At 70.8% G+C, this 22669-nt stretch carries 20 protein-coding genes; 7 read left to right on the forward strand and 13 right to left on the reverse strand.

Features of this window, described 5'->3' with window-relative positions; genetic code table 11:
* Nucleotides 1–51 precede the first annotated feature (51 nt).
* The 4 genes from BUR94_RS02805 to BUR94_RS02820 are packed head-to-tail and all read left to right on the forward strand — an operon-like array spanning nt 52 to nt 3614.
* Nucleotides 52–960: a siderophore ABC transporter substrate-binding protein gene (locus tag BUR94_RS02805; RefSeq protein ID WP_074254745.1), complete on the forward strand. Its 909-nt coding sequence runs from the start codon at nt 52–54 to the stop codon at nt 958–960.
* Nucleotides 957–1913 carry an iron chelate uptake ABC transporter family permease subunit gene (locus BUR94_RS02810; RefSeq protein ID WP_074254746.1) on the forward strand — a complete coding sequence of 319 codons (957 nt, stop codon included), beginning with the start codon at nt 957–959 and terminating at the stop codon, nt 1911–1913. The genes BUR94_RS02805 and BUR94_RS02810 overlap by 4 nt, the downstream gene beginning before the upstream one ends.
* Nucleotides 1906–2853: an iron chelate uptake ABC transporter family permease subunit gene (locus BUR94_RS02815; RefSeq protein ID WP_074254747.1), complete on the forward strand. Its 948-nt coding sequence runs from the start codon at nt 1906–1908 to the stop codon at nt 2851–2853. Before BUR94_RS02810 ends, BUR94_RS02815 begins: the two co-directional genes overlap by 8 nt.
* The gene (locus BUR94_RS02820; RefSeq protein ID WP_074254748.1) at nt 2850–3614 is read left to right on the forward strand and encodes an ATP-binding cassette domain-containing protein; all 765 of its coding nucleotides are present in this window, start codon (nt 2850–2852) and stop codon (nt 3612–3614) included. The genes BUR94_RS02815 and BUR94_RS02820 overlap by 4 nt, the downstream gene beginning before the upstream one ends.
* Here BUR94_RS02820 and BUR94_RS02825 read toward each other — a convergent pair.
* The 9 genes from BUR94_RS02825 to BUR94_RS02865 form a co-directional block, all read right to left on the reverse strand.
* Nucleotides 3611–4672 (reverse strand): lipocalin-like domain-containing protein, encoded by a 1062-nt coding sequence (locus BUR94_RS02825; RefSeq protein ID WP_074254749.1) that lies wholly within the window; start codon nt 4670–4672, stop codon nt 3611–3613. The two genes, BUR94_RS02820 and BUR94_RS02825, sit on opposite strands and share 4 nt — an antisense overlap.
* Nucleotides 4669–7068: an FtsX-like permease family protein gene (locus tag BUR94_RS02830; protein ID WP_074254750.1), complete on the reverse strand. Its 2400-nt coding sequence runs from the start codon at nt 7066–7068 to the stop codon at nt 4669–4671. The genes BUR94_RS02825 and BUR94_RS02830 overlap by 4 nt, the downstream gene beginning before the upstream one ends.
* 76 nt (nt 7069–7144) lie before the next feature.
* Nucleotides 7145–7804: an ABC transporter ATP-binding protein gene (locus BUR94_RS02835; RefSeq protein ID WP_074257544.1), complete on the reverse strand. Its 660-nt coding sequence runs from the start codon at nt 7802–7804 to the stop codon at nt 7145–7147.
* A gap of 120 nt (nt 7805–7924) precedes the next feature.
* Complete coding sequence (locus BUR94_RS02840; RefSeq protein WP_084192887.1) at nt 7925–9019, reverse strand: ATP-binding response regulator; 1095 nt, start codon at nt 9017–9019, stop codon at nt 7925–7927.
* A 169-nt stretch (nt 9020–9188) separates the two neighbouring features.
* Complete coding sequence (metG, locus tag BUR94_RS02845; RefSeq protein ID WP_074254752.1) at nt 9189–10901, reverse strand: methionine--tRNA ligase; 1713 nt, start codon at nt 10899–10901, stop codon at nt 9189–9191.
* 72 nt (nt 10902–10973) lie between these two features.
* Nucleotides 10974–12191 carry an MFS transporter gene (locus tag BUR94_RS02850; protein WP_074254753.1) on the reverse strand — a complete coding sequence of 406 codons (1218 nt, stop codon included), beginning with the start codon at nt 12189–12191 and terminating at the stop codon, nt 10974–10976.
* 95 nt (nt 12192–12286) lie between these two features.
* Nucleotides 12287–12901 carry an ImuA family protein gene (locus tag BUR94_RS02855; protein WP_074254754.1) on the reverse strand — a complete coding sequence of 205 codons (615 nt, stop codon included), beginning with the start codon at nt 12899–12901 and terminating at the stop codon, nt 12287–12289.
* An 82-nt stretch (nt 12902–12983) separates the two neighbouring features.
* Complete coding sequence (locus BUR94_RS02860) at nt 12984–13532, reverse strand: hypothetical protein (protein ID WP_074254755.1); 549 nt, start codon at nt 13530–13532, stop codon at nt 12984–12986.
* A 455-nt stretch (nt 13533–13987) separates the two neighbouring features.
* Nucleotides 13988–14572, reverse strand: coding sequence for a flavin reductase family protein (locus BUR94_RS02865; RefSeq protein WP_074254756.1), 585 nt, complete (start codon nt 14570–14572; stop codon nt 13988–13990).
* Between the two features lie 74 nt (nt 14573–14646).
* On the opposite strand from BUR94_RS02865, the gene BUR94_RS02870 reads away from it, so the two are divergent.
* Nucleotides 14647–15135 (forward strand): GNAT family N-acetyltransferase, encoded by a 489-nt coding sequence (locus BUR94_RS02870; RefSeq protein ID WP_245794351.1) that lies wholly within the window; start codon nt 14647–14649, stop codon nt 15133–15135.
* Nucleotides 15136–15174: 39 nt separating this feature from the next.
* On the opposite strand, the gene ptsP is transcribed toward BUR94_RS02870, so the two are convergent.
* Nucleotides 15175–17427, reverse strand: a complete 2253-nt coding sequence (ptsP, locus tag BUR94_RS02875) for a phosphoenolpyruvate--protein phosphotransferase (RefSeq protein WP_074254757.1) — start codon at nt 17425–17427, stop codon at nt 15175–15177.
* A gap of 231 nt (nt 17428–17658) precedes the next feature.
* Entirely contained in the window at nt 17659–18444 is a 786-nt protein-coding gene (locus BUR94_RS02880) for an SDR family NAD(P)-dependent oxidoreductase (protein ID WP_084192888.1), read from the reverse strand.
* 98 nt (nt 18445–18542) lie between these two features.
* On the opposite strand from BUR94_RS02880, the gene BUR94_RS02885 reads away from it, so the two are divergent.
* Nucleotides 18543–19043 (forward strand): MarR family winged helix-turn-helix transcriptional regulator, encoded by a 501-nt coding sequence (locus BUR94_RS02885; protein ID WP_074254759.1) that lies wholly within the window; start codon nt 18543–18545, stop codon nt 19041–19043.
* 3 nt (nt 19044–19046) lie between these two features.
* Here the strand turns inward: BUR94_RS02885 and BUR94_RS02890 are convergent, their stop codons facing one another.
* Nucleotides 19047–20282, reverse strand: coding sequence for an aspartate kinase (locus BUR94_RS02890; RefSeq protein ID WP_074254760.1), 1236 nt, complete (start codon nt 20280–20282; stop codon nt 19047–19049).
* 146 nt (nt 20283–20428) lie between these two features.
* Between BUR94_RS02890 and BUR94_RS02895 the strand changes: the two genes are divergently transcribed.
* Entirely contained in the window at nt 20429–20674 is a 246-nt protein-coding gene (locus BUR94_RS02895) for an HP1242/YdcH family protein (protein WP_074254761.1), read from the forward strand.
* Nucleotides 20675–20743: 69 nt separating this feature from the next.
* Here BUR94_RS02895 and BUR94_RS02900 read toward each other — a convergent pair whose 3' ends face one another.
* Complete coding sequence (locus BUR94_RS02900) at nt 20744–22621, reverse strand: polysaccharide lyase family 7 protein (RefSeq protein ID WP_074254762.1); 1878 nt, start codon at nt 22619–22621, stop codon at nt 20744–20746.
* Nucleotides 22622–22669: the final 48 nt, after the last annotated feature.

Consider the following 22669-nt stretch of genomic DNA (forward strand, 5'->3'; position numbering starts at 1 on the left):
GAATCGGGATTGTCCAGACACCCTGACCCACGAGAACGAGAGGCCCTCGCCATGAAACTGCTTTCTCCTGCCCTTGCGGCGCTGGCCCTGATGCCGGCCGCGCTGGCCGCCCAGTCGGTCGAGATAGAGACCTTTGCCGGCGCCGCCTCGGTGCCCGTATCGCCCGAGAAGATCGTGGTGCTCGACATCGCGGCGGTCGATTCGATCTCGGCGCTGGGCGTGACCATCGACGCGGTGCCCGCCGTCACCCCGCCGGCCTACCTCGCCGAGGTCTTTGCCGCCGCGCAGCCGGTGGGCAGCCTGTTCGAGCCGGATTTCGAGGCCATTGCCAGCATGGCCCCCGACCTGATCGTGGCGGGCGGGCGCTCGCAGAAGCAGGTGGAGCCGTTGTCGAAGATCGCGCCGACCGTCGACATGACGATCTGGGAGGATGTCGTGGGCGAAGGCCGGGCGCGGCTCGAGGCCTTTGGCAAGCTCTTTGCCGCCGAGGACAAGGCCGCAGAGCTCGTGGGCCAGCTCGATGCCGCCGTCGCGGGTGCCAACGCGGCAGCCGAGGGCAAGGGCGCGGCGCTGATCCTGCTGGTCAACGGCGGCAAGATCTCGGCCTATGGCGACGACAGCCGTTTTGGCTGGCTGCACACCACGCTGGGCCTGCCCGAGGCCTTCCCCGACCTGACCGCCGAGACCCATGGCGAGGCCGTGAGCTTCGAGTTCGTGGCCGAGGTGAACCCGGACTGGCTCTTCGTGATCGACCGGGGCGCGGCCATCGGCCAGGAGGGCGAAGCGGCCGCTGCCGTGCTTGACACGCCGCTGATCGCGGGCACCAAGGCGGGCGCGGCCGGGCAGATCGTCTACCTCGACAGTGCGGCGCTCTATCTCGCGGGCGGCGGCATCCAGTCGATGCTGGGCACCATCGCCGAAGTGACCACCGCGCTGGAAGGCGCCGGGGCGGGCAATTGACACCGGCCGCCCGATGGGCGGTCGCCGGAACGATCCTCGCCGTCCTGATCGTCGCCAGCGTGCTGATCGGGGCGGCGAGCCTCTTTTCGGGTGACGTGGACAGCGGGCTGCTGATGGCCGTCAGCCGCCTGCCGCGGACCCTTGCCGCCCTGCTGGCCGGTGCGGGCCTCGCGCTGGCGGGCGTGGTGGTGCAGATGGCGGTGCAGAACCGGCTGGTGGAGCCGGGCCTCGTGGGCACGCCGGAGGCGGCGATGCTGGGGCTGCTGGCGATCACCCTGCTCGCGCCGGGTGCGGCGCTGATGGTGAAGATGGGCGTGGCCGCCGGGGCGGCGCTGGCCGGCACGCTGGGCTTTTTGCTGCTCGCGCGCCATGTGCCGCGCCGCGACCCGGTGCTGCTGCCGCTGGTCGGGCTGATCTATGGCGGCATCCTCGGCGCCGCCGCGCTCTGGCTCGCCTGGACGACCGACCTGCTGCAATACCTCGGCACCTGGATGTCGGGCGAGTTCTCGGGCGTGCTGGCGGGGCGCTACGAGCTGTTGTGGCTGGTGGCCGCGCTGGCGCCGGCGCTCTGGCTTGCGGCCGACCGGATCACCCTGCTGGGGCTTGGCGAGGACGCCGCCCGCAGCCTGGGGCTGAACTACCGCCAGACGCTGCTTGCCGGCCTCGTGCTGGTGGCGCTGATCACTGCCGCGGTGGTGGTGACGGTCGGGGCGATCCCCTTCGTGGGGCTCGTGGTGCCCAACGTCGTGTCGCGCTGGCGGGGCGACAACCTGCGGCGCAACCTGCCCGTGGTGGCCTGGCTCGGGGCGGTCTCGGTGCTGGGCTGCGACATTCTCGGCCGGGTGGTGCGCTGGCCCTACGAGATTCCGGCGGGCACGATCTTTGCCGTGCTGGGGGCGGGGCTGTTCCTGTGGCTGCTCCATGCGCCGCGCCGGGAGGCCGCCCATGGCTGAGGCCCGCCGCCTTGTGCCGCTGGCGCTGATCCTGCTCGGGGTCGCGGCGCTGTTCCTGGCGTGGAAGCTGCGCGCGCCGGTGGAGTTCATCCTCGCGCTGAGGGCCACCAAGCTGGCCACGCTGGTGGTGGTGGGCGCGGCGATCGGGGCGGCGACGGTGATCTTTCAGACGCTGACGGAAAACCGGCTTCTGACGCCGGGCATCGTGGGGTTCGATGCGCTCTATGTCTTCATCCAGACCGGCGCGGTGATGCTGCTGGGCGGCGCGGCGCAGGCCGGGGTGCCGGTGGTGCTGCGGTTCGGGCTGGAGGCGGGCTGCCTCGTGGCCGCAAGCCTCGCGCTCTTCGGGCTGCTGCTGCGGCGGGGCGCGGGAGACATCCTGAGGATGGTGCTGACGGGGGTGATCCTGGGCATCTTCCTGCGCGGGCTCACCGGCTTTGCGCAACGGCTGCTCGACCCCTCGGAATTTGCCATCGTCCAGCAGGCGAGCATCGCCAGCTTCACCGCCGTCGACACCACCGTGCTGGCCATCGCCGGGGCCACGCTCGTGGCCGCGCTGGCGGGTGCGCTCCGGCTCGCCCCCGCGCTCGACGCGGCGGGGCTGGGGCGGCAGGCGGCGCGGGGGATCGGGCTGGACCATGACCGGGTGGTGCTGACCGGGCTGGCGCTGGTGGCGCTGATGGTGGCACTTTCGACCGCGCTGGTGGGGCCGGTCACGTTTTTGGGACTGATCGCCGCGAGCCTCGCCTATCGTGCCTGCGGCACCTGGCGGCACGGGGTGCTGATTCCGGCGGCGGCGCTGATCGGCGCGGCGATCCTGGTGGGCGGGCAGTTCCTGTTCGAGCGCCTTTTGGGGCTGCAATCCTCGCTGGCCGTGGTGGTGGAATTCCTCGGCGGCCTGCTGTTTCTCGTTCTCTTGCTGAAGAGGTCTGCCCGATGATCCGGATCGACAGTCTGACCGTGACCCGTGGCGAGCGGCCTGTGCTCGACAACCTGTCGCTGGCCTTCGGAGAGGGCGGCATCACGGCGCTGATCGGGCCGAACGGGGCGGGCAAGTCGACGCTGCTCCATGCCATCGCCGGGCTGCTCCCGGCGGGGCGGGGGCGGGTCGAGGTGGAGGGCTGCGACATGGCCCGCACCGCGCCGGCCGAGCGGGCGCGGCGGGTGGCGCTGTTGATGCAGAACGATCAGGTGACCGCGCGGCTCACGGTGGAGGACCTGGTGAGCTTTGGCCGCTGGAGCTGGCACCGGGGCCGCCCCGGCCCGCGCGACCGGGAGATGGTGGCGCAGGCGCTGGCGCAATTCGAGCTGGAGGCTCTGGCGCGGCGGCAGATCGACACGCTCTCGGGCGGGCAGCGGCAACGCGCCTTCGTCGCCATGGCCTGGGCGCAGGAGACCCCCTGGCTGCTGCTCGACGAGCCGCTCGCCGCGCTCGACCCGCGCCATGTGCGCGACCTGATGGAGCGGCTGCACGCGATGTCGCGGCCCGGCGCGAAGGGCGCCCGCAGCATCGTGATCGTGATGCACGACCTTGGCGCGACGGCGCGCTATGCCGACCGGATCATCGCCATGAAGGACGGGCGGATCGTGAAATCCGGCCCCAGGGCGCTGGCGATGACCGGCGGGGTGCTCAGCGCGCTGTTCGACACCGGGCTGAAGGTGGTGCGGGTCGAGGACGCCGACACGGTGGTGCCGGCCTAGTCGTAGCCTGTCATTTCCAGGTAGCCGCGGCCGTCGTGGCTGCCGGTGATGCTGACCGGCCCTTCCCAGTAGGGAAAGCTGACCTCCATGAAGGCGCGCGGGTTGAGCGCCTCGATCTCCACGTTCACGCCCCGGTCGGGCAGTTCGACCCGCCAGCGGGTGGGCGGGGTGGCCTCGGTCAGCGGGGTGAGGGTGAGGGCGCCGTCGGGATAGGCGGTGGCGGTGCCGTCGGGCTCGATCCAGGTGGCGGAGGTGAAGGCCGTGCCGTCGGTGCTGCGCAGGGCGAAGCCCATCAGGCGGGCACCGGAGGAAAAGGAGAGCGAGATCCAATCCCATCCGTCCTGGTTTTCGGCCAGCGGCTGGGAGGACCACTCGCGGTCGAGCCAGGCCTTGCCGGTGACGGGGATGGCCCGGTCGGGGAGGGTGACGGTTCCGGTGAGGTCGTAGAAGGGCTGGGAGTAGTAGTGGCTGGCCTGGCCGCCGGGGCTTTTGACCGAATAGCCCTCGGCCCCGTGCAGCACGAGCGGGCCGGTGGCGGTGAGCGCGAGGTCGTAGGCGAAATCGGGGGCGGAGGCGGTGAGGCGCAGCGCGTCGAGCGCGTCGCCGGTGGCGGCGGTGGAGGTCACTTGCCAGTCGTCGATCCAGGCGGAGAAGGGCGTGGCGGTGACGCCGGCCTGGCCCGTGCCGCCACGGGCGCGGCGCTCGGTGGAATGGTGGGCCTCGGGCGTGGTAAGGGCGGCATGGGCCATCCAGACCTGCGGCGAGCCCCAGCCCTTGGCCTCGCGGCCCTGTGCCTCGGGGGCGAGGGCGGAGCGAAACAGGGTCCACTGGACGCCGTAGGGGGTGCCGTCGGGGCCCTCGAGCGTGGCGGTGAGATACCACCATTCGATGCGGAACGCGGGGTGGGGGCCGTGGTCGGCGGGAAAGGCGAGCCGCGTGTCGCGGGAGGGCAGGGCGAAGCCCTCGGCCTCGGTGCCGAGACCGGCGAAGCCCTGGGCGCGGGCCGTGAGCGGGGTGGCCGCGAGGGCGGCGAGAAGGGTGCGGCGGGTGAGGGTCATCTTTCGCTCGCGAAGACCTTGAGGAAGGCGGAGGGCCGGGTGCGGCGGAGCTTGAGCACCGGCCAGAAGCAGGCCAGCGCGGCGGCGGCCATGGCGGTGGCGAAGAGCAGCGCCCATTGACCGGGGAAGAGGAACATCGGCAGCCGCCAGCCGAAGGCCTGGGTGTTGACCACGGCGAGCAGCGCCCAGGCGAGGGCGAGGCCGAGGGGCAGGGCGAAAGCGGCGGTGAAGGCGGCCAGCGCGAGGGTGCGGACGGCCTCCAGCGTGGCCAGCCGGGCGCGGGTGGTGCCCATGGCCCAGACCGGGGCGAGCTGGGGCAGGCGCATGGTGGAGAGGGTCAGCATGGCGGTGAGGATGGCCAGCGCCGCCACGCCGAGGGTGAGCGCGTTCAGCGCCGCCGTCACCGCGAAGGTGCGCTCGAAGATCGCCAGCGAGTAGGCCTTGATCTCGGCGTTCGGCACCAGCGCGGTGGGCGGCAGGCCGAAGTCCTCCGTCAGGGCGGCGGTGAGCGCGGGAATGTCGGAAGGCTCGGCACGGATGCCATGCCGGAGCCGGGACACATCGGGGAAGTGGCGGGTGAGCGCGAGGGTGGCGACGATCGCCTGGGGGCCGGGGTTTCCGTAATCGGAGTAGGTGGCGACGATGGTGGGGTGCCAATCGGGCGCGAGGCGGAGGCTGTCGCCGGGCGAGAGGCCGGCGCGGCGGGCGAGCTGCTCGTTGATCATCACCGCATCGCCGGTGGCGAGGCGGTCCCAGGCGTCGGGTGTGGCGGAGAGCAGCGGCCAGTTCTCGCGGTAGGTGGCGTGGTTGGCAACGCCGTAGAGCTCGCCGGTGCCCTGGTCGGCGAGCGGGAGGGTGACGTGCCAGATGGGCAGGGTGGCCTGGACCTCGGGGCGGGTGTCGAGGAAGGCGCGCAGGCGGGCCGCCTCCGCCTCGGTGCGGGCGGTGACGTAGAGCTCGGAGACGAGGCGCTGGTCGAGGAAGCCGGTGAAGGTGAGGCGGAAGGAGCTGACCATTGTGCCGACGCCGATGTTGGTGGCCAGCGCCAGGAGCAGGGCCATGAGGGCGAGGCGCAGGCCGGGAAGCTGCTGGCGGGCATCGGCCCAGAGCCATTGGGCGAGCGGGCGGCGGGCGAGGGCTTCGGCGGCGGCGAGGAGGGCGGCGAGCAGGGCGGGCAGGGCGAGGGCCGCACCGAGCAGGAGCCCGCCGAGCAGGGCGAAGCCGCCGGGGAGGCCGCCGACCAGCGGCACGGCGGCGGCCCCCGCGGCGGCGAGGGCGAGGCCGGCTGCGGCCAGGAGGGTGAGGCTGCGCGAGGAGGCGCGGGCCCAGGCGCGGGGCCGGGCGGAGGCGAGGATGGGCAGCCGAGCGAGGCCGATCAGCGCGCCGGTGCCGGCGGCCAGGGTGCCCGCGAGGGCGATGGCCAGCCCGGTGGCCGCCCAGGACGGCCGGAAGGCGAGCTGTCCGGGCAGGGCCGCGCCGTAGAGACCGCGCAGGGAGGCGGAGACATCGGGCAGGAGCGCGGCGGCGGTGACATGGCCGAGCACAAGGCCGAGGGCTCCCGCGACGAGGGCGAAGGCGGTGAGCTCTGCCAGGGTGAGCGCGGCGAGCAGGCGGGTGGAGAGCCCCAGCGCGCGGAGGGTGCGGATCATCGGGCGGCGCTGTTCGAAGGCCAGCCCGATCGCGCCATGGGCGATGAAGAGGCCGACCGCGAAGGAGAGCAGCCCGAAGGCGGTGAGGTTGAGGTGGAAGCTGCGCGTGAGCCGGGCGATCTCGGCACCGCCCTGCGGGCGGCTGCGGGTGAGGCTGGGCGCCACCTCGGAGAGCGGCGGACGGGTGAGCGGCTGGGCGGCATCGGGCGCGACCAGCAGGTGGGTGATGGCCCCCGAGGGGGCGAGGGTCATCGCGCCGTCGATGGTGGTGACGATCAGGCCGGGCGCGAGGCCGGGGGCCGGGGTGGCCTGGGGAGCGCGGGCGAGGGTTTCGGGCGCGGCCCAGGCCGGAGGGGGCAGGGTGACGAGGGCGGAGGGGGGCATCTGCGCCAGGGTGGGCGCGAGGTCGGGCAGGCTGCCCATGGGGAGGGTGAGGAAGTCGTAACCGCGGAGGGTGAGGCCCTCGGGCGTTGCGCCCTCCCAGACCGGGGAGACCTGCCAGCCGGCGGCGCGCAGGGCGAGGAAGCTCTGCATCGGGATGCGGCCCGTGGGGGAGGTCAGATGGTCGGGCGCGTCGGGGGAGAGGGTGGCCTCGGAGGCGGCATAGGAGGCGCGGGCCTCGGCGTTGATCGCCTGCACGGCAGAGAACAGCGCGGTGGCCAGCGCGATGCCGAGCAGAAGCGTGGCCAGCTGGCCGGGGTGGCGGCGCCAGTGGGAGAGCAGGGCGGAGAGGGCGGCGCCGGTCATCGGTGCATGCTCGTCCGCGCTTCGAGGCGCTCTCGCGGCGGGGCGGCGGTGGTGCGCGGGAGCGAGGGCGGCCGGGTCATGCCAGCCGGCCGTGCGACAGGTGCAGGCGGCGCGACATGGCGGCGGCGACGGTGGCGGAATGGGTGACGGTGACAAGGGCGGCGCCGGTTTCGGCGGCAAGTTCGAGCATGAGCGCGAGAACGGTGGCGGCATTGTCCTCGTCGAGATTGCCGGTGGGCTCGTCGGCGAGCAGGAGCGGCGGCCTGGCGGCCAGCGCGCGACCGATGGCGAGGCGTTGCTGCTGGCCGCCGGAGAGGGTTTCGGGCCAGGCGGAGAGCTGCGGGGCGAGGCCGAGCCGCTCGGCGAGGGTGGCGCACCATCGGGCATCGTGCCGCCCGGCGAGGCGGGCCTGGAAGGCGAGGTTGGCGGCGACATCGAGCGAGGGGATCAGGTTGAACTGCTGGAAGACCAGCCCGATGCGGGTGCGCCGGGCCTCGGCGCGGGCGGCGTCGGGCAAGGCGGAGAGCGGCGCGCCATCCAGCGTGACGGTGCCGCTGTCGGGGCGTTCGAGCCCGGCGAGCAGGTGCAGGAGCGTGGATTTGCCAGAGCCGCTCTCGCCGGTCAGGGCGAGGGTCTCGCCCGGTGCGAGGGAGAGGGAGACACCGTTGAGCACGGGCTGGCTGCCGCCGCCGGGGAGCGCGAAGGTCTTGTGGAGGTCTTTGGCGGTCAGCAGCATTGCGGGGAACATGTATGGCGCCGGGCCGGAAGGGAAGTGGGGTGCGGCGCTGGGGCGCGGGGGGCGGGATCGGGGGGAGCGGGGTCGGGGGCCGGGGGCGGCAAGGCTGCGGGGCGGCGCCTAGGGCGAGCGGCCCTCGAGCGCGCGGCGCATCTCGGCCTCCAGCGTGCCGGGTGTGCAATCGGGGCCGAGAAGGCCATCCATCCCCTGTCCGCGCAGGGCGGAGAGGGCGGGCGGGTTGGCCGCGCCGGAGCAGGCGATGACCGGAACATCGCGGAAGCTGCGGCCCGAGTTGCGGATCTGCGACACCGTGGCGGGGCCGGAGAGGCCGGGCATGTCGAGGTCGATCACGGCGAGATCGGCCGGGCCGGCGAAGAGCGCCTCGATGGCCTCGTAGCCGTTGGCGACGGCGATCACCTCGTGGCCGGCGGCCCGCAGCAGGGCGCGGAGATGATCCTGCGCGGCGGCATCGGCGACGGCGAGCAGCACCCGCATCGGGGCGAGGGGCAGGCGGCGGCGGGGGGCGTCGTCCTGGCGCGGCATCGGAGAGCTGGAGCGGCGGCGCGGGGCGAGGCCGCCCTCGGCCGCGGCCAGCGCGGCATCGAGCGCCCCGCGCAGCGCCTCGGCGGCCTTCAGCACCTCGGCCAGCCGGGCGCGCTGCCCGCTCTCGAGTTCGCCCTGCTCCATCAGCCCGGCGAAGCCGAGGATGGCGCCGAGCGGCGTGCGGGTGTCGTGGCCGAGTTTCTCCAGCAGGTCCCGCAGCGCGCCTGCGCCCTCGTGGTCGCGCTGGGCGCGGGCATCGAGCTCGCGCTCGGCATAGCGGGCGCGGCGGTCGTCGGTGATGACGGTGAGGCTCTTGACGTAGCGGCCCGAGGCATCGCGGATCGCGCCCGATGACAGCAGCACCGGGATCGGTCGGCCGTCGGCGCGCAGGAACTCGTAGGAGATGTTGCTCACATGGCCGCGGTCGTAGAGCATGGGAAGGCCGTGGGTCAGGGCGTAGGCGCGGCTCCGGGGGGCCATGATATCGACGGAGCGGCGGCCGATCAGCTCCTCGCGGCTGTAGCCCAGGAGGCGGGCCCAGGCGGTGGAGACATTGAGCAGCGTGCCATGTTCGTCGATGGAGTGCAGCAGCAGGGGTTCGATGAGGAACAGCGCATCGAAGCCGTGGTCGAGCACGGAAGGTTCTTCCTGCAAGCTGGGTCGAGGGTTCATGATGCCCCTTCCCTCATGGCGCAATGCTTTGTGCCCACGAACCTGCCCCCGGTGTCAATTGCACGCTGCTTCGGCCTTCAAAGCAAGCGGATCGTGAAAGTTTTCACGTATTTATCCCGACTCACCTCCCTCGAGGCGGGCTTTATGCGACTTTAGTCGTAGCTCGGGTTCAGCTCCGGATGCCGGAGAATCGCGCGGCCCAGTCCTCGCGGGTCTCGTCGGCGATCTTGGCAAAGAGCACCTCGGGCACGGTGAAGGCGTGGCCGGCGGGCAGCGCGGTGAGCGCGGCGGAGAGGTCGGTGGGCCATGCGGCCTCGTCGGTGCGCATGTCGGCCAGCATCCGCTCGGCGGAGAAGGGGATGAAGGGCGCGGAGAGCACGGCATAGACCCGGATCAGGTTGAGCGCGAGGCGCACATCCGCCGCCGCTGCCTCGGGGTCCTGCTTGAAGGTGGTCCAGGGCGCCGCCGATTGCAGGAACTCGTTGCCCGCCACCCACATGGAGCGCAGCGTGGCCGCCGCGCGGCGGACCTCGATGGCATCCATCTGGGCGGTATAGTCGGCGAGCTTGCCCTGCAGGTCGTCGATCAGGGCCTTGCCGCGTTCGGAGAGCGCCCCGCCCGCCGGCACCTCCTCGCCCCATTTGGAGCGGCAGAATTTGGTCACCCGCGACACGAAGTTGCCCAGCACGTCGGCCAGGTCCTTGTTCACGTCCTGCTGGAAGGTCTCCCAGGTGAACTCGGTGTCGGAGCTTTCGGGCGCGTGGCTGAGCAGCCACCAGCGCCAGTAGTCGGCGGGAAGGATCTCCAGCGCCTGGTCCTGGAAGACGCCGCGGCCCTGGCTGGTGGAGAACTGGCCGCCCTCGTAGTTCAGGTAGTTGAACGATTTGATGTAATCCACCAGCTTCCAGGGCTCGCCGGAACCGAGGATGGTGGCGGGGAAGCTCAGCGTGTGGAAGGGCACGTTGTCCTTGCCCATGAACTGCACGTAGCGCACATCTTCGGCGCCCTTGTCGGTGCGCCACCAGCGCTCCCAGTCGCTGCCCTTGCCGGCGTCCTGCCATTCCTCGGCGCAGGCGATGTATTCGATCGGCGCGTCGAACCAGACGTAGAAGACCTTGCCCTCCATGCCCGGCCAGTCCTCGGTGCCCTTCTTGACGGGCACGCCCCAGTGCAGGTCGCGGGTGATGCCGCGGTCTTGCAGCCCGTCGCCGTCGTTCAGCCACTTGCGGGCGATGGAGGTGGTGAGCACGGGCCAGTCGGCCTTGCTGTCGATCCATCTCGACAGCTCGTCGCGCAGCGAGCGCTGCTTGAGGTAGAGGTGCTTGGTCTCGCGCACCTCGAGGTCGGTGGAGCCGGAGATGGCGGAGCGGGGATTGATCAGGTCGGTCGGGTCGAGCTGCTTGGTGCAGTTCTCGCACTGGTCGCCGCGGGCCTTGTCGTAGCCGCAGTTGGGGCAGGTGCCCTCGATGTAGCGGTCGGGCAGGAAGCGGCCGTCGGCGTTGGAATAGACCTGCTTCTCGGAGACTTCGGCGATCAGCCCGTTCGCCGCCAGCGCCCCGGCGAAATGCTGGGTCAGCCGGTGGTTCTGCGGCGAGGAGGAGCGGCCGAAGTGGTCGAACGACAGGCCGAAGCCCGCGCCGATAGCGGCCTGGACCTCGTGCATCTCGGCGCAGAACTCGTCCACCGGCTTGCCTGCCTTGGCGGCGGCCAGCTCGGCGGGGGTGCCGTGCTCGTCGGTGGCGCAGAGAAACAGCACCTCGTCGCCGCGCGCCCGGCAGTAGCGGGCGTAGAGGTCGGCGGGGAGCTGGGAGCCCACCAGGTTGCCGAGGTGCTTGATCCCGTTGATGTAGGGAATGGCGGAGGTGATGAGCGTGCGGGGCATGGGTGGGGCCTTTGTCGGAAGTTGGCCGATGGGTTACAGCAGGCGGCGGCGAGGGGCAACGGCTGCGCGGCCCTACTTGTCCTTGCGTTGCCGCCCGGTGAGCCACCCGATCAGGAAGCTGGTGCGCGGGGCGTAGATGTAGCGGGTGCGGGTTGCCGTGGGGCGGGCGCGCATCCGGATGGTGCCGATCACCGCCAGCGCCACATGGGCCAGGGCGATGAGCCAGAAGAGCGCCGCCGCGCCGGTGGCGGCCATCAGCCAGGAGGCGGTGAGCGGCGCGGCGATGGCCCCGGCGGCGAAGGCGAACATCAGCGAGGCCGAGAGCTCGACGCGCTCCTCGTCGGAGGCCCAGTCGTGGGCATGGGCGGCGGCGACCGAGTAGATCGGAAAGCTGGTGAGCCCGAAGAAGGCCGCCGTGGCGAGGATCGCGGCGGTGGAGCCGGAGGTGGCGATGGTGGCCAGGCACGACAGGGTGGAGGCGACCGAGAGGCCGATCAGCACCCAGCGCCGGTCGTAGCGGTCGGCGAGCCAGCCCACCGGCCATTGCGCCAGCGCGCCGCCGCCGATCCAGATGGCGAGGAAGAGGCCGATCTGCTCGGGGCCGAGGCCGACGGCCTGGCCATAGACCGGGCCCACGGTGCGGAAGCTGCCCGAGGTCAGCCCGGCCACCAGCACGGCGGCGCCGGCCAGCGGCGAACGGGCGAAGGTGAGGGCGGGGCGCAGGCGCGGGGCCTCGGGCGTGGCGGGCTGGGCGGCGGTGGTCAGCGCCATCGGCAGGAGCGCGGCGCAGCACAGGATCGCCAGCAGGGTGTAGGCGGCATAGGTGGCGGGCTCCAGCACGCCGACCAGCAGCTGCGCCAGCAGCGAGCCGCCGAGGTCGACCAGCCGGTAGCCACCCATTGCGCGGCCCCGGGTCTCGTTGGTCACCCGGGCCTGGAGCCAGGCTTCGATGACGGTGTAGCAGCCGGCGATGCAGAGGCCGGAGGCCACCCGCATCCCGGCCCAGGCCCAGGGCGTGGTGAGCAGCATGTGCCCCAGCAGACCGATCGCCCCGAGCGCGCCGAAGGCGGCGAAGGCGCGGGCGTGGCCCACGGTGCCCATCAGCCGGGGCGCCCACCAGCAGCCGAGGAAGAAGCCGAGAAAATGCGCCGACCCCAGCAGGCCGATCTCGCCGGTGGAAAAGCCCAGCGTCAGGCCCGAGAGCGCATCCATCGGGCCGAGGCCGCCCGAGGAGAGCTGGAGCAGGGCCACGGAGGCGAGGAGCGGGGCGAAGGTGAGCAGGAGGCGCATGGGGCGGGGTCGCGTGACGGCTCTGGCTGGGCTGGCCATGGCGCGACGGGGGGCGTCGTTTTTCGCGGGCCGGCGGGGAAGGGGCTGTGACTGGCCTACGCCGATTGCTCCAGCGCGGCAAGCGGCGTGAGCACCAGCGGCGCGCGGGCGGCGGGCTGGGCGAGGTGCCAGGCGGCGGGCGGGGCCATGCGGGCGCGCCGCCGGGAGAGCCGCCAGCGCGTGAGGCCGGGTCCATGGTCGGGCGTGGCGTGCCAGCGGCTCTCCACCCCGGGCGCGCCGCCCTCGCCGGGGGTGAGGATCAGCCCCAGCGGGGCCGCACCCTCGGGCGTGCCGGCGGCCAGGTGCAGACGCCGCACCGGCACCATGCCCGGCGGCGCCTCGAGATCGGCCACCACCAGCGGCACCGCCCCCGCGCGCAGGGCCTCCTCCATGCACCAGAGCAGCTCCATCGGGCGGCCCGCCCGCACCATCAGGAGCCGCGCCGGGTCGATCCAGCGGCCGACGCCCGCGCCGCAGAGCGCCTCGCCCTGCCAGGCGGGCGCGATCCAGATCACCGGGCCGGAGAGCCGCGCCGCCACCGCCAGCGCCAGGGCCTGCCGGGACGGGCCGCAGAGCTCGTGCACCCGGCCCGTGGCCAGGGCGAACTCTCCCGTCACCACGCAGGCGTGGCGGGCGTGGTGGGGCATGTGGGAGAGCGGGTCGTGGGGCATGGGGGCAGGATAGTGTTCGTGATTTGTTCTGTAAATGGGGCGCGTGCGCCGGTCGCCCGCCGAACACCACCGAGGATGGGGCTCAGCTCTCGGTCACACCCTCGATCACCCGCCCGTCCGGCGCGGTGCGGGCCACGAAGATGATGTGGTCGTCGTCGCGGGGCAGGGCGTGGAAATCCCAGCTGGCCTGGGGCCCCAGGCCCGGGTCGCGCGGTGACAGCGGGATGGCGTGCAGGCGCATGGCGCGCATGAAGCGGGCCTCGGAGACCGCGCCCGAGCGCCGGGCCTCGGGAAACGCCCGGAAGAAGGCATCGGCCAGGGGGCCGTTCTCGGGGGTCAGCCAGTTCTGCGCCCAATCCTGGCGCAGCAGGGCCAGCGCGGCGCGCAGACCCGGCAGCAGCCTGCGGGCGCGCTGGAGGAGCAGGACGAAGGGATCGAGCTCGGCGGGGTCGAAGGTGGGATCTCGGCAGGGGGAGGTAGAGCGACAGCGGCACGCGGCGCCAGCCGATGCGGGACGGATGCAGATCGGCCAGAACCTCGCGGCCGACCGGCCCGAAACGGGGGTGGTGGAGTGGAGAGAGCGCGGGCAGGTCGTGCAGGGCCTGAAGGCTGGCGGCCTCGGAGGCGACATCGCGGCAGTGGAGATCCCCCTCCACCGCGCCATCGGCCGAAACGCGAAAGGCGTAGATCGGGTCTTCGGTGACCAGCAGCAGAGTCGGCTCGCCCTCGATGGAATAGTGGAAGGTGAGCTGCGACATCGCCAGCCCCTCGGGCCAGCCCCTCGGGCCAGCCGTGACGCGCCAGATCGGACCGGGCCGACGGCACCGCCTTGTCGAGCACGGCCACGAAAGGCCGGGCCTCCTCGACAAGGCGGCGCAGCAGGGCGACGGAAGACTCAGGGTCGGCGGCCTCGGGGTCGGCGGCCTCGGGCGCGCGGCCCAAGCCGCTGATCGAGAGCTCGACCCGCAGGCCGTCGACCGTGATCGCGGGCAACTGCGCCTGGTGGGCCATGCCGTCGAACCGCTCGAGCAGGGCCGGGCCGAGCGCGGCCTGGACACTGTCTTCGGCGCGGCTCATGGCGCGGCCTCAGTCGTCGGGGCGGCTCAGTTCGAAGACGTTCTCCACCACGGCATAGTCGCGGTAGCCCAGGCGGGAGAGCGGCTGGAAGGTGGTCACGTCGAAGCGGCCGTCCTTCAGGCAGTCGTCGCGGATATGCACGCCGGTCACCTCGCCGATGACCATGTGGTTGTCCTTGCCCTTGAGCTGGACGAGCTGGACCACCCGGCATTCGAGGTTGGCGGGCGCGTGGGCGACGCGGGGGCAGACGATGGTGTCGCACTCGGCCTTCTCGATGCCGGCCTTCTCGAACTCGTCCACCGTGGGCAGGTGGGCGGCGGAGGTGGCGTTCATCACGTCGCGCGCGGCGGCCTCGACGATGTTCACGCAGAACACGCCGGTCTCGCGGATGTTCATCAGCGAGTCCTTGGTGCCGGTGGAGCAGAACATCACCTGCGGCGGCACATAGGCGATGGCGTTGAAGAAGGAATAGGGGGCGAGGTTGTCGTGTCCTTCGGCCCCGCGCGAGCTGATCCAGCCGATGGGCCGGGGCGAGACGATGGCGTTGAAGGGGTTGTGCGGCAGGCCGTGGCCATCTTCGGGGGTATAGAACATTCGGGCTCCTTGCGGCGTTTGCGGGAAGGTAGCGTGCGTGCTAGGGGGCTGCCAGTGCGGAAGGGACGGCAGGCGTGATCGGATACAGGCTCAGCGAGGAGAGCGCGGAGGACCGTTGGGAGGTTGAAGCGCTCTACGACACTTGTTTTGCACCGGGCCGCGAGGCGCTCAGTTCCTACCGGCTGCGCGACGGGGTCGACCGGGTGGCGGGCCTGTGCCTGCTGGCGCGGGACGGCGAGGGAATTCTGGCCGCCGCGATCCGCTACTGGCCGGTGCGGGTGGGCGGCCATGCCGCGCTGCTGCTCGGGCCGGTCGCGGTGCACCCGACGCGGCAGGGCGAGGGCCTTGGCGCATGGCTGGTGACCGAGAGCCTGGAGCGGAGCCACGGGCTTGGCTGGGCGCGGGTGATGCTGGTGGGCGACGCGCCCTATTACGCGCGCTTCGGCTTTCGGAAGCTCGCGGGCGTGGTCATGCCGCCGCCCACCAACCCCGAGCGCGTGCTCGGCACCGGCGACTGGGCGGGCATCGCGGGCGACGTGGAGAAATGGGACAGCGCGCCCTGAGGCCATGCCGGGACCGGCCGCTGCGGCTGGCGGGTGCAGCTATTCCGGGTCGGTGTTGTCGAGCAGCCAGGCCTCGGCGCGGGCCCGAACCGATTGCTCGCCGTCGGCACGGGCCTTCTCGATTACCTTCCTCAGATCGGACAGGTCGATCCGGCGCAGGAGCGACTTGACCGCGCCTATGGAGGCGGGGCGCATCGAGAGGGCGCGCAGCCCGATCGCCGAGAAGCAGGCGGCCTCCAGCGGGCGGCCGGCATCCTCGCCGCAGAAGCTGACCGGCGTTTCGGTGGCGTCGCAGCGCATGGCGATCCATTCGAGGAAGCTCAGGAACGACACGTTGAGGCAGTCGTAGCGGTTGCGGACCCGCTCGTTCTCGCGGTCGGCGGCGAAGAAGAACTGCTTGAGGTCGTTGCCGCCGATGGAGATGAAATCGGCCAGCTCGAAGAACTTCTGCGGCGCGTAGGCGAGCGAGGGTGTCTCCAGCATGGCGCCGACCTCGACGCTCTCGGGCAAGGTGTGGCCGAGCCTGTCTTCGCGGTCGAGCTCGCGCATCAGGTGGTCGCGCGCCTCGGTGAACTCCGACAGCTGCGCGACGAACGGAAACATGACCGAGAGCGGCCGCCCGCAGGAGGCGCGGATCAGGGCCTGGAGCTGCATCCGCATCACGCCGGCCTTGTCGAGCCCCACGCGGATCGCCCGCCAGCCCATCGCCGGGTTGGGCTCGTCCTGCCGCTTCATGTAGGGCAGCACCTTGTCGGAGCCGATGTCGAGCGTGCGGAAGGCCACCCGCTTGCCCTGCGCCGCGTCGAGCACGCGGGAGTAGAGCGCGGCCAGCTCGCCCCGGCGCGGCACCTGGTTGCGGACGAGAAACTGCAGCTCGGTGCGGAACAGGCCCACACCTTCGGCACCCGAGGAGGGCAGGGAGGGCAGGTCGGCCATCAGGCCTGCGTTCATGTGCAGCGCGACAGTGGCGCCCGACTTGTCGGTGGCGGGCAGGTCGCGGATCGAGGCGTAGCGTTCGACGGCCTTGGCGCGCATGGCGATCTTGTCGCGGAAGGCATTGGCGACGTTGTCCTCTGGCCGCAGGTGAACGACGCCCTGGTCGCCGTCTACCAGGATCGGGTCGCCGTTGAGCGCCTCTGTGGTGATGCGGATGGCGTGGATCACCAGCGGGATCGCCAGGGCCCGCGCCACGATGGCGGCGTGGCTCCCGACCGAGCCTTCCTCGAGCACGATCGCCCGCAGCTTGCGGCCATAGGCCAGAAGCTCGCCGGGGCCGATGTTGCGGGCCACCAGCACCGGGTTGGCGGGCATCTCCGAGCCGTCGTCCTGGCCCTGGCCGGTGAGCAGGCGCAACAGGCGGTTCGACAGGTCGTCCAGGTCGTGCAGGCGCTCGCGGAGGTAGGCGTCGGGCACTTGCTCCATCCGGGCGCGGGCCGCCGATTGCTCCTTTTCCACTGCCGCTTCGGCAGAGAGGCCGCGGCCGATATCCTCTTCCATCCGCTTCAGCCAGCCCTTGGAGTTGGCGAACATCCGGTAGGCCTCGAGCACCTTGCGCTGGTCGCCCTCGGCCAGCGGCGCCGAAGACAGCATCTCGTCGACCGAGTAGCGCAGCTTGTCGACCGCCTCGCGCAGGCGGACCACCTCGGCCTCGGCATCGTCGGCGATCGGGTTCAGCACCACCACGCGGGGCTCGTGCAGGTAGACCCGGCCTTCGGCCGCCCCCTCCTGCCCGACGCCGCCCCGAAACATCACCGGGTGGGTATGGCGCGCCTGAAGCCCGTCGGCCGAACTCTGGAACACGCCCAGCTCGGCCATCTCGGCCAGCACCATGGCGACCACCTCGAGGCCATAGACATCGTCGTCGGAATAGGCGCGGGCCTCTCGGCTTTGCACCACGAGCACGCCCAGCCGCTCGCCCAGCCGTTGGATCGGCACGCCGAGAAAGGCGGAATACCGCTCTTCCCCGGTTTCGGGCATGTAGCGGAAGCCGTGCTCGGCGGGGGCGTTGGCGGTGTTGATCGGGGTGGTTCGCAGGGCGACGCGGCCGACGAGGCCCTCGCCCAGCCGCATCCGGGTCTGGTGGACCGACTCGGGCTTGAGGCCCTCGGTGGCGCAGAGTTCGAGCGTGTCGGCGTCGCGGAACAGGTAGATCGAGCAGACGTGGGTGCCCATCTCGGCGGCGATCAGCGTGGTGATCGCGTCCAGCCGTTCCTGCCCCTCTCCGGCCTCGGAGAGAGTTTCGCGCAGGCGCTTGAGCAAGCGCCGGCTGCCGGGTTGGTTACTGTCTGGCATTCTGCCCCATCGTTCACGGCCCGGCGCGCGGGCCGTTCCGGAGACCGGGTATAGACCATCGCGCCGAGGTTGCGAAACGGGTTTTGACGCGGGCGGTGTGAATTACCGGGGCGATCCGCGCGGGGCTGTACCCTGGAGCATCATGCCGCCCGGCGCATCTGTGCTGGTGCAAGAGCCGCGCCGGAGGCGGCACAGGGGCACGGGGCCGGCGCGGCGGGGGCGGGGTGCGGATCAGGCCGCGGGGCTCAGCCCGTAGCGGCTGGCCGGGGTGCCGGATTGCAGCACGTCGAAGACCCTCTGGCGGGCCGCGAGCGCCTCATCGAGCCGCATCCCCTCTTCCAGCGAAGGCAGTGTGAGCACCTCCCCGGCGTCGAGCCCGGCCAGGGCGGCGGCGACCATGTTGCTGGCGGTCATGACGATCTCGGGCGGGAGTTGAGACAGGTCGACCCCCGCGACCTCGTAGATCTCGCTCTCGACCGCCGCGGGCAGAACCGCCTGCACCCGGACGTTGCTTCCCTCGGCCTCTGCGGCCATGCCCTCTGACAGCATCATCACGAAGGCCTTGGTTGCGGAGTAGAGCACGGTGCCGGGGTAGACGCCCATGGCGACGGCGGAGCTGATGTTGATGATCGAGCCTCGTCCGGCGCTCCGGAATGCTGCAAACGCGGCCCGTGCCAGGCGCTCGACGGCGGTGACATTGAGGTGCAGCATGGTGCTGGCCTGTTCCGGTGAAAGCTGGTCATAGGCTCCGATCGCGGTGGTGCCGGCGTTGTTCACCAGCACGCCCAGTGATGGCTCATCGGCGATGAGGGTCGCGATGCGCTCAAGGTCGTCGGGGGCGGTGAGATCGGCCTGCACCACCCGCGCGTTGACGGGGAGGCTTTCGGCAAGGGCGCTCAGCCTGTTCTCGCGGCGGGCGACGAGGATCAGGTCATAGCCGCGCCCGGCAAGCTGGCGGGCATATTCGGCCCCGATCCCGGAGGAGGCGCCGGTGATGAGAGCGGTGGGTGTGGTCATCGGAGTCCCTTTCATTGAGTGCTCAATTGTTGAGTGCTCAATATGTGGAGTGTGAGCCGAGATTGTCAATCCTTGAAGGCTCAACTATATGTGACGCCATGGCACGCACTCCCGAACCCACGCGCGATACAGCGGCGGATGAATGCCTCTCCACCGCGCTGCGACAGGCGACACGTCGGCTTGGGGCTGTATATGACGCGGCGATGGCGCCGCTTGGGGTGAACGGCACCCAGGCGCGGTTGTTGTGGAAGATCGGCGCGTTGCAGGAGGAGGGCGGCGCTCCGCTGAAGCGGGTCGCGGAGGAAATGGGCTATCAGGTATCGGCCCTGTCGCACGCGCTGAAGCCGCTTGAGCGAGACGGGCTGGTGCAGGTGACGCAAAGCCGCGCGGATCGCCGGGTGCGCCACCTGGAGCTGACCGGCAAGGGCCGCGGCATCGTTTCGCAGATCACCGATCGCTGGCTGTCGGCGAATGCACGTATCGACAGGGCGCTGGGCCGTGCGGAGGCGGAGGCCCTCATGCGGCTGGCCAGCAAGGTGGCCGGGCCGGAATTTGCCCGGGCAATGGCGCGCGGCGAAGAAGAAGAGGAAGAGGGCTGAGGCTCAGGCCTTTTCCAGCTCGAAGGCGTCGTGCAGGGCTTGGACCGCCAGTTCGGTGTACTTGCGGTCGATCAGCACGGAGATCTTGATCTCGGAGGTGGCGATGACCTTGATGTTGATGCCCTCGTCGGAGAGGGTCTTGAACATCTTGGCGGCGACACCGGACTGCGAGCGCATGCCGATGCCCACCACGGAGATCTTGGCGACGTCGGTATCGGCGACGATCTCGCGGAAGTTCAGGCCGCCCTTCTCCTTCACGTCGTTCAGCGCCTTCTCGGCGCGGGCGACCTGGTTGATCGGGCAGGAGAAGGTCATGTCGGTGCGACCTTCCTCGGAGATGTTCTGCACGATCATGTCGACGTTCACGCCGGCCTCGGAGAGCGGGCCGAAGATCGCCGCCGCGATGCCGGGCCGGTCGGCCACGGAGATCAGGGTCATCTTGGCTTCTTCGCGGCTTGCGGCCACGCCGTTCACGGCTTTGCTTTCCACGATATCCTCCTCGGCACAGATCAGCGTGCCCGCTTCATCGGATTGTTCTTCGAAACTCGACAGCACCCGCAGGCGCACGTTGTAGCGCATGGCCAGCTCGACGGAGCGGGTTTGCAGCACCTTGGCGCCCAGCGAGGCGAGCTCCAGCATTTCCTCGAAGGCCACCTTCTCGAGCTTGCGGGCCTTGGAGGTGATGCGGGGGTCGGTGGTGTAGACGCCGTCGACATCGGTGTAGATGTCGCAGCGCTCGGCCTCGAAGGCGGCGGCGAAGGCCACGGCGGTGGTGTCGGAGCCGCCCCGGCCCAGGGTGGTGATGCGGCCATCCGGGCCGATGCCCTGGAAGCCTGCGACCACGGCCACCTTCATGCCCTCGGCGAACTTGGCCATGATGTTCTCGGTCGGGATCTCGACGATCCGGGCGGCGGCATGGGCGTTGGTGGTGCGCAGCGGCACCTGCCAGCCCTGCCAGCTGCGGGCGGGCACGTCCATTTCCTGCAAGGTCAGTGCCATCAGGCCGGCCGTCACCTGCTCGCCGGAGCTCACAACCGCGTCATACTCGCGGGCATCGTAGAGCTGCGAGGTTTCCTCGACATAGCCCACGAGCTTGTTGGTTTCGCCCGACATGGCCGAAACGATGACGATGACGTCATAGCCATTGGCGACCTCGCGGCCCACGCGCTTTGCGGCGCGGCGGATGCGGTCGGTGTTGGCGACGGAGGTGCCGCCGAATTTCATCACCAGAAGGGGCATTGGCGCAGTCTCTTACAGTTCCGGCGCGGGATAGGTGACGGCGGGGAAAAGCGCAAGAGTGCTGTCTCTGTCGCGGCATGATCCATGTCAAGGCACGAGCGGCCTGCGGCGCGCAGTCTGGGAACGCAAAAAAACAGGAGTGACCCATGTCGCAGAACACCCCTCATGAACTGGCTCAAGAGTTTCCGGGGCGCGAGGCCGAGATTTCGGCGCTGAAGCAAGGGGATGCGCATTTTGCCCGGATGGTGGACCGCTACCACGAGCTGAACCGCGCCATCCACCGCGCAGAGACCAACGTGGAGCCGACCGACGACCTGCACATGGTCGAGTTGCGCAAGGAGCGGATGTACCTGAAGGACCAGGTGGCCGCCGCGCTGAACGTGAAGGCCTGAGCGCGGAAAGGCCGAGCGCCCCGGCGCTGGTGGCGCCGGGGTCTGCTCCTGCGGGCGGGCGGGGGCGGCTCAGTGCCGGGCCTCCAGTGCGAAGAACGTGACCTGATCGAAGTCGCGCTCGGGCCAGGGAGAGCTGTTGTTCTGCGAGTAGGCCCCGGCCTTGAAGTACATGAACTCCTCGGCGATGGAGTAGTCGCTGTCTGACATGTCGAGCGGGGGCGCGCTGACCGTGGTGCCATCATCGCGGGTGATGGAGACATCGAGGATCGGGTGCACGGTGCCGTCCACCTCCTTGCCCGAGACGCGGATCTCGTAGGAGAACCGCTCGTCGAGCGCGATGCCGTCGGCGGGGTTCTCGGCGAAGTCGCTGCGGTCTCCGATGAGCGGCACGTAGATGTCGTCGCGGCCTTCGCGCTCGTGGATATAGTAGACCGACCCGTATTTGTTGGTGGGCAGCTTGCGGTAGTAGAGCCGGATCGGTTCGCCGTCCTTGGCGTGGATCTGGCCGATGATGACACGGCCCACGCGCGAACCCTCGCCCATGCGGGTGACCTGGTTGACGGCGAGCGTGGCCGTCATGGTGCCGTCAACGCCGCCGGCCGCGGCCTGTGCCTCGGGCGGGGCGGATGAGAGGACCCAGTTGTTGGCCGTCGGCGTGCCGTCCTCGTTGCGGGTGGCGATGCTCTCGTCGCCGCCGCGCAGCATCTCGCGCAGTTCGGCGCGGGAGTAGCTGGAGTTTTGCGTGGTGGCGCCGGTGCCGACGACACGGAAGACCATGCCGCCGGTCACCGGATCGGTGTAGAAATAACGCTCGTCGGACCAGCCATTGGCCAGGAGCGTTTCGGAGATCTCATCGGCGCGGCCATCGCCGTCTTCATCGACGGGGAGGGTGATCTTCCAGTTGGTGAGGTCGAAGTTGGCGGCGGGCGGCTTGCCGGTGGCGAGGCCATAGGCGCTGATGCCGGCCACCTCGGCGGCGTCGGAGCCGTCGCCGGTCGGGGCGATCTCGCCCATGCCGCAGCCCCACGGCTGGATCTCGAGCACGCTGTTCCACTCGTTGGAGGCATTTCCCAGGCCGATCAGCTTGATGTGGCGGGCCACGCGATCATCGAAGTCGAACCGCTCGATGGCGGTGGTGGTGCCGCTGGAGGCGGTGCGCCCCATCAGCGGGGTGAAATCGGTGCCGTTGACGGAGGTTTCGAGGGCAAAGAAGTTTTGCCGCTCGTTGCCCTTGTAGAAGGCGATGCCGATTTCCTTGAGGGTTTGCGGCATGCCCATGTCGATCACCAGTTCCTTGCCCTCGAGCTTGGACGACCAGCGCGACTCGGGCTGAAAGGACCCGTCGATGGTGAGCTCGGGGCCGTGGCCGTCGTGGGTGCCGTCATCGCGGGCAGAGGAGACCCCGAGCTGGCTCATGCGCTCGCATGCACCGGGGATGGTGGCGTAGGTGACGGGGCCGGCGGCGGCCTGCTCGGCGGCGTCGAGCGCCGGGCCGGAGAGGGCGGTGATCTCGAAGTCGTCGAAGCGGCCCTCGCTGCCGTTGTGGCTGCCGAAGATCGTGGCCTCGGTGGCGTCGCCCGACGAGAACGGCACCTCGAGGGTGATCCAGTCTTCGGTTTCGGAGCCGGAGGCGGCGGTGAAATCCTGTGCGCCCAGCGTGATGCCGATGCTCCCCGGCCCCTTCACGGCGGCCCGAAGCATGTAGTCGCTGCCCGGCGCCAGGGTGATCTGCTGTTCGAACCGGCCGGTGGCCTTGCTGATCTTGGCGGATTTCTCGCCGGTCCGGGCGTGGCCGGAGATGGAGGTGGCGTCCTTGTCGGGATCGACATCCTGCCAGCCGCTCCAGCCGTGCTCGAAGGATGGGTTGGTGATGAGGTCCTGCGCGGTGGCTGCGGGCGCAGCGGCGCAGAGGGCCAGAACAACGGCGGGTGTAGGACCGAATCGCATGCTTCTCCTCCAGGTTGCGAGTTGGTGCCGGTATACCAATACTAGTAT

The sequence above is a fragment of the Vannielia litorea genome, from assembly GCF_900142295.1.
Lineage (GTDB): Bacteria > Pseudomonadota > Alphaproteobacteria > Rhodobacterales > Rhodobacteraceae > Vannielia > Vannielia litorea.